Origin of the sequence: Adlercreutzia equolifaciens DSM 19450 (genome assembly GCF_000478885.1) — a bacterium.
GTDB lineage: Bacteria > Actinomycetota > Coriobacteriia > Coriobacteriales > Eggerthellaceae > Adlercreutzia > Adlercreutzia equolifaciens.
Genome location: NC_022567.1, coordinates 1,937,123 through 1,951,680, shown reverse-complemented (window position 1 = coordinate 1,951,680; position 14,558 = coordinate 1,937,123). Strand labels below are relative to the sequence as shown.

The 14,558-nt window shown below is 64.0% G+C and carries 11 protein-coding genes; 6 read left to right on the top strand and 5 right to left on the bottom strand.

Going from position 1 to position 14,558, the window contains the following annotated elements; all coding sequences use genetic code 11:
- The first annotated feature begins 204 nt into the window (after positions 1-204).
- Positions 205-2,607: an ATP-dependent helicase gene (locus tag AEQU_RS07715; protein ID WP_022740362.1), complete on the top strand. Its 2,403-nt coding sequence runs from the start codon at positions 205-207 to the stop codon at positions 2,605-2,607.
- 75 nt (positions 2,608-2,682) lie between these two features.
- On the opposite strand, the gene sdaAA is transcribed toward AEQU_RS07715, so the two are convergent.
- Positions 2,683-4,293: an L-serine ammonia-lyase, iron-sulfur-dependent, subunit alpha gene (gene sdaAA / locus AEQU_RS07710; protein WP_022740361.1), complete on the bottom strand. Its 1,611-nt coding sequence runs from the start codon at positions 4,291-4,293 to the stop codon at positions 2,683-2,685.
- Positions 4,294-4,435: 142 nt separating this feature from the next.
- Here sdaAA and AEQU_RS07705 point away from each other — a divergent pair, with 142 nt between their 5' ends.
- Together AEQU_RS07705 and AEQU_RS07700 are read left to right on the top strand one after the other, a co-directional pair.
- Positions 4,436-5,404, top strand: coding sequence for a manganese-dependent inorganic pyrophosphatase (locus AEQU_RS07705; RefSeq protein ID WP_022740360.1), 969 nt, complete (start codon positions 4,436-4,438; stop codon positions 5,402-5,404).
- Between the two features lie 197 nt (positions 5,405-5,601).
- Positions 5,602-6,795: a M20/M25/M40 family metallo-hydrolase gene (locus tag AEQU_RS07700; protein ID WP_022740359.1), complete on the top strand. Its 1,194-nt coding sequence runs from the start codon at positions 5,602-5,604 to the stop codon at positions 6,793-6,795.
- Between the two features lie 314 nt (positions 6,796-7,109).
- Here the strand turns inward: AEQU_RS07700 and AEQU_RS07695 are convergent, their stop codons facing one another.
- From AEQU_RS07695 to AEQU_RS07680, 4 genes are all read right to left on the bottom strand, one after another.
- Positions 7,110-7,739: a MerR family transcriptional regulator gene (locus AEQU_RS07695; RefSeq protein ID WP_144079479.1), complete on the bottom strand. Its 630-nt coding sequence runs from the start codon at positions 7,737-7,739 to the stop codon at positions 7,110-7,112.
- A gap of 104 nt (positions 7,740-7,843) precedes the next feature.
- Positions 7,844-8,986, bottom strand: a complete 1,143-nt coding sequence (locus AEQU_RS07690; protein WP_022740357.1) for a U32 family peptidase — start codon at positions 8,984-8,986, stop codon at positions 7,844-7,846.
- Positions 8,987-9,071: 85 nt separating this feature from the next.
- A complete protein-coding gene (locus tag AEQU_RS07685) occupies positions 9,072-10,736 on the bottom strand; it encodes an FAD-dependent oxidoreductase (protein ID WP_022740356.1) in 1,665 nt (554 codons plus the stop codon).
- A gap of 141 nt (positions 10,737-10,877) precedes the next feature.
- Entirely contained in the window at positions 10,878-11,510 is a 633-nt protein-coding gene (locus tag AEQU_RS07680) for a cytochrome c3 family protein (RefSeq protein ID WP_022740355.1), read from the bottom strand.
- Positions 11,511-11,782: 272 nt separating this feature from the next.
- Between AEQU_RS07680 and AEQU_RS07675 the strand changes: the two genes are divergently transcribed.
- The 3 genes from AEQU_RS07675 to rpsG all read left to right on the top strand — a co-directional run bounded on the left by AEQU_RS07675 (position 11,783) and on the right by rpsG (position 14,553).
- Positions 11,783-13,279 carry a response regulator transcription factor gene (locus tag AEQU_RS07675; protein ID WP_022740354.1) on the top strand — a complete coding sequence of 499 codons (1,497 nt, stop codon included), beginning with the start codon at positions 11,783-11,785 and terminating at the stop codon, positions 13,277-13,279.
- A gap of 324 nt (positions 13,280-13,603) precedes the next feature.
- Positions 13,604-13,975, top strand: a complete 372-nt coding sequence (gene rpsL, locus AEQU_RS07670; protein ID WP_022740353.1) for a 30S ribosomal protein S12 — start codon at positions 13,604-13,606, stop codon at positions 13,973-13,975.
- Positions 13,976-14,082: 107 nt separating this feature from the next.
- Complete coding sequence (gene rpsG, locus AEQU_RS07665) at positions 14,083-14,553, top strand: 30S ribosomal protein S7 (RefSeq protein WP_022740352.1); 471 nt, start codon at positions 14,083-14,085, stop codon at positions 14,551-14,553.
- Positions 14,554-14,558 lie beyond the last annotated feature (5 nt).

Sequence of the window (14,558 nt, the reverse complement as noted above, 5' to 3'; positions counted from 1 at the left end):
CCGTGAAACCTTCGTGACCTATGGTTCCAGAAACGCACTGGCAAGCTAGAATAGTCGAGCCGCTCGATCGGGCGGCTCTTTTCATGCCTGCGACGGCAGTGTAGCTGCTGGCTTTCGCGGGATATCGCGCTCCGACGAACCGCCCGCGCGCTGCGAGCGGGCCGCGCGGGGCACCTGAAACGAGACGACGGCAAAGGACGAACCGTGCCCATCGACATCGACACCTTAAACGGCCCCCAGCGAGAGGCGGTCGTTACCACCCAAGGACCGCTTCTGGTGCTGGCCGGCGCCGGCTCCGGCAAGACGCGCGTGCTCACGTACCGCATCGCCAACATCCTGGAGCAGGACCTGGCAGCTCCGTGGGAGATCCTCGCCATCACCTTCACCAACAAGGCGGCCGCCGAGATGCGCGAGCGTCTGGCGCAGCTCGTGGGCACGCGCTCGCGAGGCATGTGGGTGTCCACCTTCCACTCCATGTGCGTGCGCATGCTGCGGGCCGACGCCGAGCGGCTGGGCTTCACGAAGAACTTCACCATTTACGACACGGACGATTTGAAGCGGCTGTACAAGGACATCATGGCCGAGCTGAACATCGACCCGAAGCGCTTTCCCGTGAACCAGCTGATGAACCGCATCTCCCAGGCGAAGAACGACCTCGTTACCCCCGGTAACTTCGACGCGCACGACCCGGTGGGGAAGGTGGCCGAGCGCGTGTACGAGCGGTTGCAGGAGCGCCTGCGCGCAGCCAACGCCTTCGACTTCGACGACCTTCTTTTGTACGGCTACCTGCTGCTGAAGAACCACGCGGACGTGCGCGAGGCCTATCAGGACCGCTTCCGCTACCTCATGGTGGACGAGTACCAGGACACCAACCGCGCCCAGTACGCCATCACTCAGCTGCTCGCCGCCAAGCGCCGCAACATCATGGTGGTGGGCGACGACGACCAGTCCATCTACTCCTGGCGCGGCGCCGATCTGCGCAACATCCTGGAGTTCGAAAGCGACTACCCGGAAGCCAAGGTGGTGAAGCTCGAGCAGAACTACCGCAGCGTGGGCAATATCTTGGCGGCGGCCAACGCCGTCATCGCGAACAACCAGCACCGCAAGGAGAAGCGCCTGTTCACGGACTCGGGCGACGGGGAGAAGATCTCGGTGTATCTGGCCACCGACGAGCGCGACGAGGGCCGCTGGATCGCCGGGGAGATCGACCGGCGCCGCAGTGAGGGTACCTCCTACAACAACATGGCCGTGTTCTACCGCACCAACGCCCAGTCGCGCATGCTCGAAGATATGCTGCTACGCGCCGGCGTGCCCTACCGCATCGTCGGGGGCACGCGCTTCTTCGATCGCGCCGAGATCCGCGACGTCATGGCGTACCTCACGCTGGTGGTAAACCCCGCCGACGACATCGCGGCCAAGCGCGTCGTCAACGTGCCGCGCCGCGGCATCGGCAAGACCACCATCGAGCGCATCGACCAGTACGGCCGCGAGATGAACATGCCGTTTCTCACGGCGGCCGAGCTGGCGGTGGTCGATCCGGACATCCGCGCCTCCACCCGCAATGCCGTGGGGGAGTTCATCCAGGTCATCAAGGACGGCGCCACCTACGGGGGCGATCTGCGCAAGGTCGTGGAGATGATCATCGACAAGGCCGGCCTCATTCGCGCCCTGCAGGACGAGGGTACCGACGAGGCGCGCGGGCGCGTCGAGAACATCCAGGAGTTTCTGGGCGTTGTGGACGAGTTCGTGCAGACCCACGATGCGGAGGAGTCCGACTTCGCCGCGCCGACGGTGGGCGAGGACGAGTCCGCCGAGCCCGTGCGCGTGCTGCGCGGCGACTCGCTGGCCGACTTCATCGAGTGGGTGCGGCTGCGTACCGACTTGGACACGGTGACCGAGGACGGGCAGGCCGTCACCCTCATGACCGTGCACTCGTCCAAGGGCCTGGAATTCGACTGCGTCTGGGTGGCCGGCATGGAGGAGACTCTGTTCCCCCACATGAACTCCGTGGGCGACGCGGCGGCCGTGGAAGAGGAGCGGCGCCTCGCCTACGTGGCCATCACCCGCGCCCGCAAGCGCCTGTGCCTTACCTGCGCCCAGCAACGGCAGATCTTCGGCCAGACGCACGCGAACCCCGTCTCACGCTTCATCGGCGAGATCCCCAGCGAGCTGCGCCAGACGAGCGGGCTGGGCTCGGCGGGCTTTTCCGGCACCGGCTGGGAGAAGCGCGGCAGCCGCCGGGGCATCGCCGGTTCGGGCACCGAGGCGGGGGAGGGCCGCGTGTTCGGTCGCTCGAGTGCCTCGGGCGCTCAGGGTCGCTCGTTCGCCGAGTACCGCGCGGCCACGGGTACGGGGCGTGCGGCGGGCAGCATCGGCGGCGCATCCCGCGCAGGCTCGGGCCGCATCGGTGCGGGGGCGAACCCGAACGCGGGGAAGAAGGAGGGCGCCCGGGCCACCTTCGCAGCGGGAGATGCCGTGGATCACAAGACCTTCGGTCGCGGCACCGTCGTGAAGGTCGACGGCGACACCCTGCACGTCAAGTTCGCCAAGACCGGCCAGACCAAGAAGCTGCTGAAAGACTACGCCCCCATTGTGAAGATCGGGTAGGCGCCCTGCCAAAAAGACGGCGGCCCGGATCGCGTCGATCTGGGCCGCCGTGCTGGAAGCGTCTGTCGCGTTACCCTAGCACCCCGCGCAGAAGGCGCAGGCGGAAGGGGCCTTGGCGATGCCGCCGAGGGCCGTCTCGCGCAGCTCGGGGGGAAGGCCCCGGCCCACCTCGTCCATGACGGCCACGGCCTCGTCGAAGCTGATGAGGTTCTGGACGCCGGAAAGGGCGATCTGGGCGCTGACGAAGGCGACGGAGGCCGCCGTGGCGTTGCGCTTCTGGCAGGGCACTTCCACAAGGCCCCCCACCGGGTCGCATACCAGGCCGAGCAGCGACATCATCACGTTCGCGCCGGCGGCCAGGCAGCGGTCGGGGGCACCGCCCGCAAGCGCGACGGCCGCCGCGGCCGCCATGGCCGCCGCGCTTCCCACCTCGGCCTGGCAGCCGCCCTCGGCGCCGGACACGCTGGCGTTGCGGGCGATGAGGTAGCCCAGGCCCGCGGCGGTGAGGATGCCCTCGCGCAGCTGGTCGTGGGAGAAGCCGCGCTCGTCGCGCAGGGCCAGAAGCACGCCGGGGAGCACGCCGGCCGAGCCCGCGGTGGGGGTGGCCACGATGACGCCCATGCGCCCGTTGGTCTCCAGGGTCGCCAGGGCGTACTGGGCCGCCCGGGCCGCCAGGGGATCTACCAAGCGGTGCCGGGGATCGGTATCTTCCAAAGCCGCCCGCAGTTTCGCCGCCTCGCCGCCGATGAGGCCGCCCACGGAGGGCTGCGGGTTACCCAAGGGCTCGGTGGCGGCGTTGCCCATCACTTCCAGAACGCGATCGAGATAGGCGTCGATGCCGGCCTCGGTGCCCTGCTTGGCGCACAGTGCCTCCTCGCGGGCGCGGAAGGCTTGGGCGATGGTGACGTGCTCGCGCTCGCACAGCGCCAGAAGCTCCTCGCCGGATGCGTAGTCCCAGCGGGCGAACCGCTCCTCGGCATCCTCGGGCACGGGCACCTCCTCGCCGTCGCCGGCGCAGGTGGCGGGTACGACGCGCGCGTTGATGATGTCCGGGTGGTCCATCAGAAGCTCGCGCACGCTCGCATCCACGGCGCTATCGGTCTCAAGGACGGTGTAGGCGTCGCCGCGCTTGGCCGTGCGGTGCAGGTTCGCGTTGGCGATGTTGATGCCGCAGTCGGCCAGCACGCCGGCGATGTGGGCGAGCACCCCGCGCTCATCGCGCTGGTGCACGACCACGCTCGTGCGTTCCCCGGTGATGTCCACGTCGATGCCGTTGATGCGCCGAATGACCGCCGCGCCGCCCCCGATGGAGACGCCCCGCATCTCCAGGGTGCGCCCCTCGCGGCTCTCGCAGCGGATGTCCACGGTGTTGGGGTGCGCCACCTCGGTGGTCGTGTCCCAGACGATGTCCACCTGCACGCCGGCTGCCTTCGCCAGGGCGAAGGCGTCGGCCACGCGCGGGTCGTCGGTCGCAAGCCCCAGGATGCCGGCCACCAGCGCCTTGTCGGTGCCGTGGCCGGATCCGGTGGCGGCGAAGGAGCCGTACAGGGTGAAGACGGCGCGTTCGGGCTGCTCGCCGAAGAGCTTCCGCGCCATGGAGGCGAGGGCCAAAGCCCCCGCCGTATGCGAGCTGGACGGTCCCACCATGATGGGGCCGATAATGTCCCTCAGACCATAGGTTTTCACAAGAGCTCCTTTCGCGTTTCCCATCCGCAGAGCAGTTCAGGGCTTCATTTCATCGAAGAAGCCTATCATAGCCCATCGCCTAACGGGCGCAGAGGCGCTATACTGCCTCAAAACCGTAAGTTGGTGAGAAAGGGGAACCTTCATGTCTTCCAAAATCCTCGTCGTGGGCCATCGCAACCCCGACAACGACTCCATCGCCGCAGCCGTGGGCTACGCGCATCTGAAGAATGCGCTGGCCGCCCGCGACGGCGAGGCCGACGCCGTCGAGTACGTGCCCGCCCGTCTGGGGCCGCTGCCGGTGGAAAGCGCCTGGATTCTGGAGCAGAACGACATCGCCGAGCCGGTGCTCATCGAAAACGTGAACCCTGTCGAGCGCGATGGCGAGGAAGTCAAGCAGAAGGTCATCCTCGTGGATCACAACGAGATCGGCCAGGCGGCCCCGGGTATCGAGAACGCCGATGTCGTCGAGATCATCGACCACCATCGCATCGCCGATGTTTCCACGGCCAACCCCATCCTCTTTTTGAACCTCCCCATCGGCTCCACGGCCACCATCGTCACGCTTCAGTTCCGCCAGACCGGCATCGAGCTGCCCGATTCCATCGCCCGCGTGCTCCTGTCGGCCATCCTCACCGACACGGTCATCATGAAGTCTCCCACCTGCACCCAGGTGGACGTCGACCAGGTGAACTTCCTCGCCGACAAGCTCGGCATCGACGCGGTGGAGTACGGCATGGACATCTTCCGCACCCGCGGCGGCGAGGACAAAATGCCCATCGCCAAGTTGGTCGAGGCCGATTCCAAGGAGTTCAAGGTCAACGACGACGTGACGGTGCTCATCGCCCAGCGCGAGACGGTAGACCTCCCGACCGTGATGGCCCGCGAGGCGGAGATTCGCGATCACATGAAGAAGCTCGTGGAAGACAACGGCTACGAGTTCGCCCTGCTGCTCGTCACTGACATTCTGGCCGAGGGCTCGCAGTTCATCGTGGAGGGCGACCCGGCCCGTGTGAACCGCGTCTTCGAGATCGAGTGCTGCGAGGGCGGCAACTGGATGCCCGGCGTGCTGTCCCGCAAGAAGCAGGTGGCGGCCCCCATTCTTGCCTCGTAATAATTCCTTGAGGAATTATTACGCGACGCTGCGGGTCCGACAGGCACCTGGCCTTGCCCCTTGTTTTTGCCACGGCGCGGCACGAAGGCCGCTTGGGCAAAAGGCGGGGCAAATCCAGGCACCTGTCGGACCCTCGCTGTTTTCCTTGGGCGCATCCCTGCGACAAAAAATTTAGAAATTTTGAAAGAAGGACCCTTATGAACCCCGATCGCGTGCTTGAATCGTTTTTGGAAATGGTGGCCATCGAGAGCCCGTCATGGCACGAGGCTCCCATGGCAGCTTATTGTGCAGAAAAACTGGCGGAGATGGGATTCACGGTCACCTTCGACGCTTCTGCGGCGGAAACGGGGTCGGATACGGGCAACCTCATCGCGCATTTGCCCGGCACGGTGCCGGGGCGCATCGGATTCTCGGCGCATCTGGACACGGTGAAGCCCTGCGCGGGCATCGAGGCGGTCATCGAGCAGCGCCATATCTGCGACGACATCACCTGCCGCATGGCCGAGGTCGTTTGCTCGGCGGGGGAGACGATCCTCTCGGCCGATGACAAGGCCGGCATCGCCGCCATTTTCGAGGGGCTGCGCTCGGTGCTGGAGTCCGGCACGCCCCGGCCCGACATCACGGTGCTGCTCACCACCTGCGAGGAGCAGAGCCTACTAGGGGCCGGTGCCTTGGCCGAGGGCGCGCTCGCGTGGCCGAAGGATCTGCCGGCGGCTACCCCGGAAGCCGAGCGCGACGGACGTTTCCCGCTGTTCGTGCTCGATGCGGACGGGGCGCCGGGCACCATCATCATGGGCGCGCCCTACCACTGGACGCTGCGCGCTCGCATCGAGGGCCGTGCCGCCCATGCCGGCGTGGAACCGGAGGAGGGCGTCTCCGCCATTCAGATCGCCGCAGCCGCCGTGGCCGCCATGCCGCTTGGGCGCATCGACGAGTGCACCACGGCCAACGTCGGCCGCATCGAGGGCGGCGTTGCCGTGAATATCGTGCCCGTCGTCGTGACGCTCATGGGGGAGTGCCGTTCGCTGTACGAGGATCGCGTGCTCGCCCAGCGCGATGTCATGACCTGCGCCTTGGAAGAAGCCGCCGCCCGCTTCGGCGGCCAGGTGGAAGTGGCCTGGGAGCTGGACTACCCGGCTGTCGTGCACGAGCCCGGCGACGCCATCGTCGCGCATTTGGAGGCCGCTGCGGCCACTTGCGGTCTTGAGTCCCGCCACGCCACCTCCGGCGGCGGGGCCGACGCGAACATCCTCGGCACGAAGGGCGCCGACGCCATCACCCTCGGCATCGGCATGACCAACTTCCATTCCGTCGACGAGTATATAGAGGTAGCCGACCTCCAGAACATGGCCCGCTACGTCGAGGCCATCATCGCCGAGTACGCGATGTAACTTTAGAAGCGACCCCGTAGGGGGCGACCTTGGTCGCCCCTCTCTGCAACGGCAGACTTTTCCGGCAGGGAGAGCCTTGTCCCGGCACCTGTGGGGACAAGGCTCGGATTTTGGCAGATGCGGGTACCAGACCGCCTGTTTTGCCAGGCGCAGGGAACCAAACCGCTCGTTTTGGCTGAACTGCGACAAGCCATCTACCAGGCATTATAGGAAGTTTTCCCAGATCAGAGCTTCGGGCGAAACTGGAGGTTTGGTACCCGTGGACTGCCAAAATCCGAGGTTTGGTATCGTCTAAGACAAGATCGCGTGAAAGGCTATGCTTCAGTTTCCGGTATGCGTAGGGATGCGCGTCGGGCTCGCTCTTCGACGAGATCGCCAAAGACGCTGCGAGCAAACTCAAATTCGTTTTCGTGGCGACGCAAGAAGTTGCGCATGCGCAGGTAGTCGCGCACTTCTACGGCGTCTTCGCTCTCGTCCTCCATGACTTCTTGGGCGAAGGCGCGGGCGCGTTCGATGGAGTCGGCGTCGTCGGTTTCGAGTTCAGCCACATATTGCGTGCGTTCGCCTGCTGGCGCGTAGAACAGGAAAAGGTTGGTGAACTTCCCTTGAGGTCCCTCGGAGAGGCCTTGGGCGGCCTTCTGCTCCGCAGCGGCGCGATCGACGAGAATCTTGCCGTTGTCGCGGCGGCCGGGCAGCACGCCCGAGGCCACCATGGCGTTCACGCGAAAACGACTCACGCCGAGTATCTCGCCAGCTTCGGCAGACGAGATGAGGTCGCTGTTCTCGTCGGCCATCCTTCCCACTTTCAGGCCAGCTGTTGAAATCGGTGGAGCCAGCTCCAGGCTGCGCTTTGCCTCCTCTAGGGTGGTGAGCGTTTTGAGGGGAAGGTGCGGATAATGGATCTCGAACCCTTCGGCGGTTTTCTCGATATAGCCGCCCGGCACGGGGCGGTCGTTGATGGACAGATCCCAGCGCGAGGGCTCGCCCTCGGCGCCGCAATACTCGGTCCAGGTTCTGACTTGGGTAGACATAGGGTTCCTCCTCGCGTTTACAGAGATTGGAATGGGTTTTCAAGGGGCGTCTTTGAAAAGGAGCGGCAAACAGGGTAGCTGCCTCCGAATTGCGCTTCGATGGCGGCGATCATCGACGTCTGCCCCATATCCTCGAGCATCTCGCGGGTGATCCAGCCATATCCCAGAAGCTCGTCGGCCAATTCGGCGCAGTAGGCGCAGCGCTGGCATTGCCGGTTGCAGGTGGAAGTGCGTTTGAAAAAATTTGTCCTGCCAAGTGCCTTGTTGTCGATGTGCGCGCGGAATTCGATGCCGTAGTAGCCGATGGAACTGCACAGCAGATCGAAGAGGTTACCGTCGTAAGACTCGTCCAAGTAGGCTTCCGTGCAGCGAAGCACCTTGCTCGGCATCATATCGCGGCCGACGATCTTGAAGAAGCGCGTGATGTCTTCGTAGCGCCGCAGATCCTCGGGTCTAATCCAGTTCGACTTGAAGATTTGCCCAGCATCCCGCTCGATGATGCTGCCACAAGCGAAGGAGAATGAGTTTCCCTCGTCGCGCGCCTCTTGGGACTTGTGCGAGATCAGGTTCATGTGGAATTTACGGAAGGGGCATTTGTTCAAGCACCCCTCGTTCACCATGAGTTTGAGCTCTACGCCAAGTTTCTCGCGGATTTGCCGCAAGAGCTTCAGGTCGCGGTTGATGCTCGTGTCCACGGTCATAGTGGTGGCACCTGCCAGTGCGAAGGCTTCGGCGCGGGAAAAGCAATCGATGTCAGCGAGGACTGAGGCGCTGATTTCAAGGTTCGGACAGGTTTGGCGCGCTTGTTCAATGAGGAAGGGGTTGGCCAGTGTCACTGCCTCAATGCCGTGTTGCTCGTGCATATCGCGAATGAATCCGATTTGGCGATTGAGGGTCTCCTCGGCGTACCAATCCCCGCCATCGCACGTGGAATTCATCGTGATGTCGACGCGGATGCCCGCCTCGCGAATGACGCTGACCACTCCGACGAACTCGTCGAGGGTCGTCACGTTTCCAACGCGGCCCGAACCGGTGATGGCTTGCGGCGCATTCAGGTAGATCTCCCGAATAACGTTGCCGTTGCGTTTTTGAAGCGCGATCAGCTGCCGCAGCGTGGCGGCGTCTCCGTTGTAAGGAACGGAAAACTCGAGTTGAGCCACAGAGCCCCTCCTTCCTCTCTCGTTTAGAAAAAGGGCCCGCTTTTCAAGAGCGGGCCCGCTTGTGCTCATCGGCGCCAGGCCGGGTCTAGGCCTCGGTCGCGGCATCCCAGGGTTCGAGGGCGGCGGCATTGCGGCCGGCGATACGGCCAACGCACCAGTTCTCGGAGCCATTGCCGCCGGTGATGGCGTAAGTGTGGCCATTCATGTTGCCGAACGAGCCGGCGGAGTACAGGCGCGGAATCGGGTTGCCGCTCGGATCGACGATGTTGGCGTTCTCGTTGCGGCGAGCACCGCCGATGGTATTGCAGATGCCCGGGTACAGCGGAATGGCGTAGAACGGACCGGTCTCGACCTTTGCCAGCTGCTGGCGGCCGAAGTCCTCGTCAGCGCCCTTGTCGCACAGCTCGTTCCAGCGGGCAACGGAGGCCTTCAGCTTCTCAGCGTCCATCTTGTCGTCCCATTTGCTGGCGGCGATGTTGGCGGCCAGCTCGTCCAGGGTGGCGCCGGTGGTAATCCAGCCACGCTCGAGCTCCCATTTGTTGTCGGCAGACCATCCGGCCCAGCCACCGAGTTCGGGATCGAGACCCTCGGTCATGTAGCCGATGCCCATGCCACCGTTCTCGGTGGCCGCGCCGCCGACCATGCCGCCCCAGGAGCCGCCGTCGAAGGAGGTCTGATCGAAGATGTACCAAGAGGGAATACGGTCGAAATCGCAGATCTCCTCATCGAAATTGGCGTAGGGCTTCCAGCCACCATGGGGGCTGAAGATTTCCTCGTTACCCCAGCGTTCGCCTAGGCGAGATACTTTGATGTAATTGGGCGTGGGGCTCTGCACGGAAACGCCCCCGGGCACGATCTCCGGATCGTCGAACCAGGCGTCGTCGCCGCCACAGACCTGCTGCATGTGCCACAGGTCGGCACCCACCTTCTGGGCCATGGTGATGCCGTCGCCGGTGTTGTACTTCCAGCCGTAGAAGCCGCGCATCGGGTAGCACTTCAGATACTTGGCCTGCAGCTCCTCGTTGAATTCGAAGCCGCCAGTGCACAGGATGACGCCCTTGGAGGCCTTCACGGCCTTGGGGGTCTCGTCGGTTCCCATGAGGGTGTAGCAGCCGACGATCTCCTTGGTGACGGGGTTCTGGATGAGCTCCTCGTCGTGGCATTCGAACAGCACCTCGATGCCGCGGTCGGCGCGATGTTGGTCCATGGCCTCGAAGAAGCCCGCGCCGTAGCCGTCGCCGGAACCGACGTACATCTCCTCGTAGCCAGTGAAGATGTTGTACTCGGCACGGGGGCTATCGCCCAGGGTGTACTCGAGGCCGTACTCGTCGGCGTAGTCGGGGTTTTGCACGGCTTCCTCGGCCCAGGCCTGGCAGACCTCCATAGGTGTCTGCCCATGGAAGGCCTCGAAAGCAAACTGAGCGGCCGCGTCGGCATCGTGGGGGGCAGTCCACTGACCCATGTTGATAGACGAGGACCCGCCTCCGCGGAACGGCGATTTCTCCAGATAGAGCACTTGAGCGCCCTCGTCGAAGGCGGTGATGCCGGCCCACAGGCCCGCTCCGCCGTAGCCGATCACCAAAACGTCGGTCTCGTGGTCCCAGGTCTCGGGCATCCACTCGGGGGTGCTGCCAGTCTCAGAGAGCGCAGCGTCGTTGTTGGCGCACCCGGCCAGGGCGGCGGCGCCGGCAGCGCCGGCGGCAGCCAGGGCGGAGCCCTTCAAAAAAGAGCGGCGAGATACTTCCTCCATGTTTTCCTCCTTAATAAGGCTTGCTATGTCATCCGCCGGAGTGCGGATGATGCTGAGATGGGAATGGCCGCACTCGGGCCCCGTAGGGGGAGGGATTGACGGGGTCCGGGCGGAACCGGAGTCAATTAAATGCGCCGGGCCTTACTCGTGGCAGGTGTTGCACTCGTAGACGTCCATGTGGTGGCAGCCCTTGCATGCCTTCTTTGCCGTGTCCTCGATGGTGTCGTCGGAATGCATGCTGTGACAGCTGCCGCAGTCGATGGTCGTATGATCTTCGTTCTCGGGCAGGGCGTGGGGGTTCACTACCGTGCCGTTGGCGTCGGTGAGGATGGCGCAGGCTTCAGTCTTGGCGGCCAGGTCCTCCTGGCTGCCGTGGCAACCGCTGCTGAAGCAGGCGGTGGTATCGATGGTGGTCTTTTTCAGCCGTTTGGGCGCCTTGTCGCCGAACTGCACGCCATCGTGGGCGGTCGCCAGGCTGTCGATGTCGCTATGGCAGGTGGTGCACTCCTGCGTCGCATGGTTAGATGCGGGCATCGTCGCGTCGCCGAGCGAGTCGCCCTCGGTGCTGTGGCAGGTGGTGCAGTCGGCATCTGCGGAGAACGCGAAGTCCCCTGTCATTGCGGCGTTCTCGTCGGCTTCAGCCTGTGAGCCGCTGCCCGTTTCGCTGAGATCTGCCGTTTTCGGGGCGCAGCCGACAGTGCCCAGGGACATAAGTGCGATGACACCCGCGACAGCGGAGGCAAGAACGATCTTGCGCAGGGATACGTGAGCCATGCTCCTCTCCTTCCAAGTGGCTCCGGCGGCTCTCTCGTCGTCCCGCCGGATTGAATTCGATGGGCGGCATTGTGCGTCCTCGTCGCCGAAATGCCATCATCCAAAGCCGATGCTTCGCGGGAGGAGACAGATTATTTTGCTGCCAAGCCATCATCTGAAAAGGATGAAAGGCCAGGTGGGATAAGGGATGACGAAGGACAGATTGTGGGTGGTTCTCGGCCTTGCCCTTGCTATACTGCCCTTGACCGCACATCGATACGGGAGGGTCGGCGATGGTAGGAATTACGAAGGACGATGGCGCGCTACCGTCTCAGGGGCTCGGAGGGGCTTCCGAGAAGAGCGGGCTTTTGGTGGTTCTCGGGTATATTGGCGCCCAAACGTGGCTTCCCATTGTCGGCGTGGTAGCCGATATGTATCGCGGGGGCGATCTGGCGCTGTCGGGGCTGAACCCCCTTCTCTTTTCTTATCTTGTTGTTTTGGGGACGACGGCGTGCGCAGCGTCTTTCGCGCGTTGGAGGGACGAATGGTATCGAGGCGTCTTCGGGGCGTTTGCGGGCGCGTTGGCTGCCATCGCCGGTGCAGCGCTTCTGCTCGTTCCCGAACGGGGCGCCTCTGTGGCAGTTGCGGTTCTACGCGTCGTGTCCGGCGCGCTGCTCGGCTTGGGCGGCGGTTTGCTCACCATGGTATGGAGCGAACGCTTTGGACGGCTGGATGCTCCGGCGCGCTCCCGGGTTTCGTTTCTCGTCGTACTCGCTGCCTGCCTGCTGGCGGCCTTCGCTCAGTCCATAGGCATCCACTGGTTGCTGCTTGCAGTGGTCGCCGTGTTCTCGGCGGTGTCCAGCGCCTTGTTCATGGTGTCGGCGTCTCGCGGCGAGGCTCCTGCTAAAACCTCTTCGCCAGTGACGCATCTGCAGGGGGCTTTTGTTCGCATTATCGCGTCCTATGGCCTGTTCGGCCTTGTCTTCGCCCTGATGATCACGCAGTTTCTCATTGCGCGTCACGGTCACGCCCTGTCGTGGACGTGGCTTTTGAGCCTTTCGGGCGTCGTTATCTCCCTCGTGGTCGAGGTTGTGGCAAAGGCGCTGCTCAAACAGGGATTCAGCTGGCTGCTCCTTCTGCGCTTTGCGGCCATACCGATACTTGTGGCTTTTTACCCCTTCGATGCCGGAAGCGAGTTCTCCCTGCGCTTTGCCATGGGGGCCTCGGCGGTGGCTCTGTGGGTGTACCTTTCCTTGGTGGTGGGAGTCGCGGCGGAGGCGGCCGGGCAGATTCGCGTACCTTTTGCTATCGTGTGGGGTGTGGCTCTGGGCGCGCTTGCCCTGGGCGCGGCTTTGGGGTCGAGTTTGGCGCTAATGATGGAGAGCCTCGATCTCCAGGGCCACGTGAGCGTGACGGCCATCGCGGCCATGGTGCTTGCTGTTATCGCGTCGGATGTGGTGTTGACGCGCGGAAGTTTGGCACGGGCCTACAAGAGGGCCGTAACTGCCGCAGGGGGCAAAGAGGCGGAGTCTGCTGACGGCGGTACGCCTTTCGATGAGCGGGTCGCGGCCGTGGCTGAGGTCTACGCGCTGACTGAGCGAGAGGCAGAGGTTCTGGGCATTCTGGCGCGCGGGCATGGGCTGGGTCGCGTTCAGGAGGTGCTTTTCATTGCCGAGGGAACCGCCATTACTCATCGTCGGCACATTTATCAGAAGCTCGATGTCCATTCCAAGGCCGAGCTCATCGATCTCGTCTCCGGCTTCGGAGATGATGGGATAGATGACGATTGAAGTCGGTTTAGATGACCGAGGGCGCTGGCCTTCATCGGTCGGGAGGGCCGACCAAGGTCGGCCCCTACGGGAAAAGCGCGTCAGTCCTCGTCGGCCTCTACGAGAAAGCGTGCCAGTCCTTGTCGGTCGGAAGTGCGTGGGGCTTCCTTGCCTGCACTTCCTGCGATTATGGACAAATTGTGCCGCTCGCCGGAGGGGATGGATACGCCCGGGTGCGTGGCGTTTGACACACAGCGGAAACCCTCGTAATATACCCCCTCGCGCCTCACAGAGGCGCTTGTTTTGTGCAGTGCAAGCCCGTGGAAAAAGGAAAGGAAAAGAGTCTTGCCTACAATTAACCAGCTGGTCCGCAAGGGCCGCAAGAAGACGGTCGACAAGTCGAAGACCCCGGCGCTCAAGGGCAACCCGCAGAAGCGCGGCGTGTGCACCCGCGTGTACACCACGACCCCCAAGAAGCCGAACTCCGCTCTTCGAAAGGTCTGCCGTGTGCGTCTCGTCAACGGTATGGAGGTCACGGCCTACATCCCCGGCGAGGGCCACAACCTCCAGGAGCACTCCATGGTGCTCATCCGCGGCGGCCGTGTAAAGGACCTTCCCGGTGTCCGCTACAAGGTCATCCGCGCGGCGCTCGACTGCGCTGCGGTGGACAACCGCAAGCAGGCCCGCAGCCGCTACGGCGCCAAGCGCCCGAAATAACGTTCGTTAAGCCGCGCGGGCCGGTAGAGTCTGGGTAAGGAGCCCCACCGACCTAATGGACGCCGAACCGGTGCCCCGAAGCGCGCAGAAGCAAAAGGAGTAACTACATGCCGCGTCGTGCAGCAGCAGTCCGCCGCGAAACGCAGCCGGACGCAAAGTTCAACAACCGTCTCGTCACGCAGCTCATCAACAAGGTTCTGCTTGACGGCAAGAAGTCCATCGCCGAGAACATCGTCTACGGCGCCTTCGACCTGGTCCAGGAGAAGACCGGCGAGGATCCGCTGACCGTGTTCAAGAAGGCCATGGACAACGTCCGCCCCACCCTCGAGTGCAAGCCGAAGCGCGTGGGCGGCGCCACTTACCAGGTGCCGATGGAAGTCAACTCCCGTCGTGCCACCACATTGGCGATCCGCTGGATCGTCGACTTCTCCCGCAAGCGCAAGGAGCACACCATGCGCGAGCGTCTCGCCAACGAGATCATCGACGCCTCCAACAACACGGGCGCCGCTGTGAAGAAGCGCGAGGACATGTACAAGATGGCCGAGGCTAACCGTGCGTTCTCGCACTATCGCTTCTAAGGCTG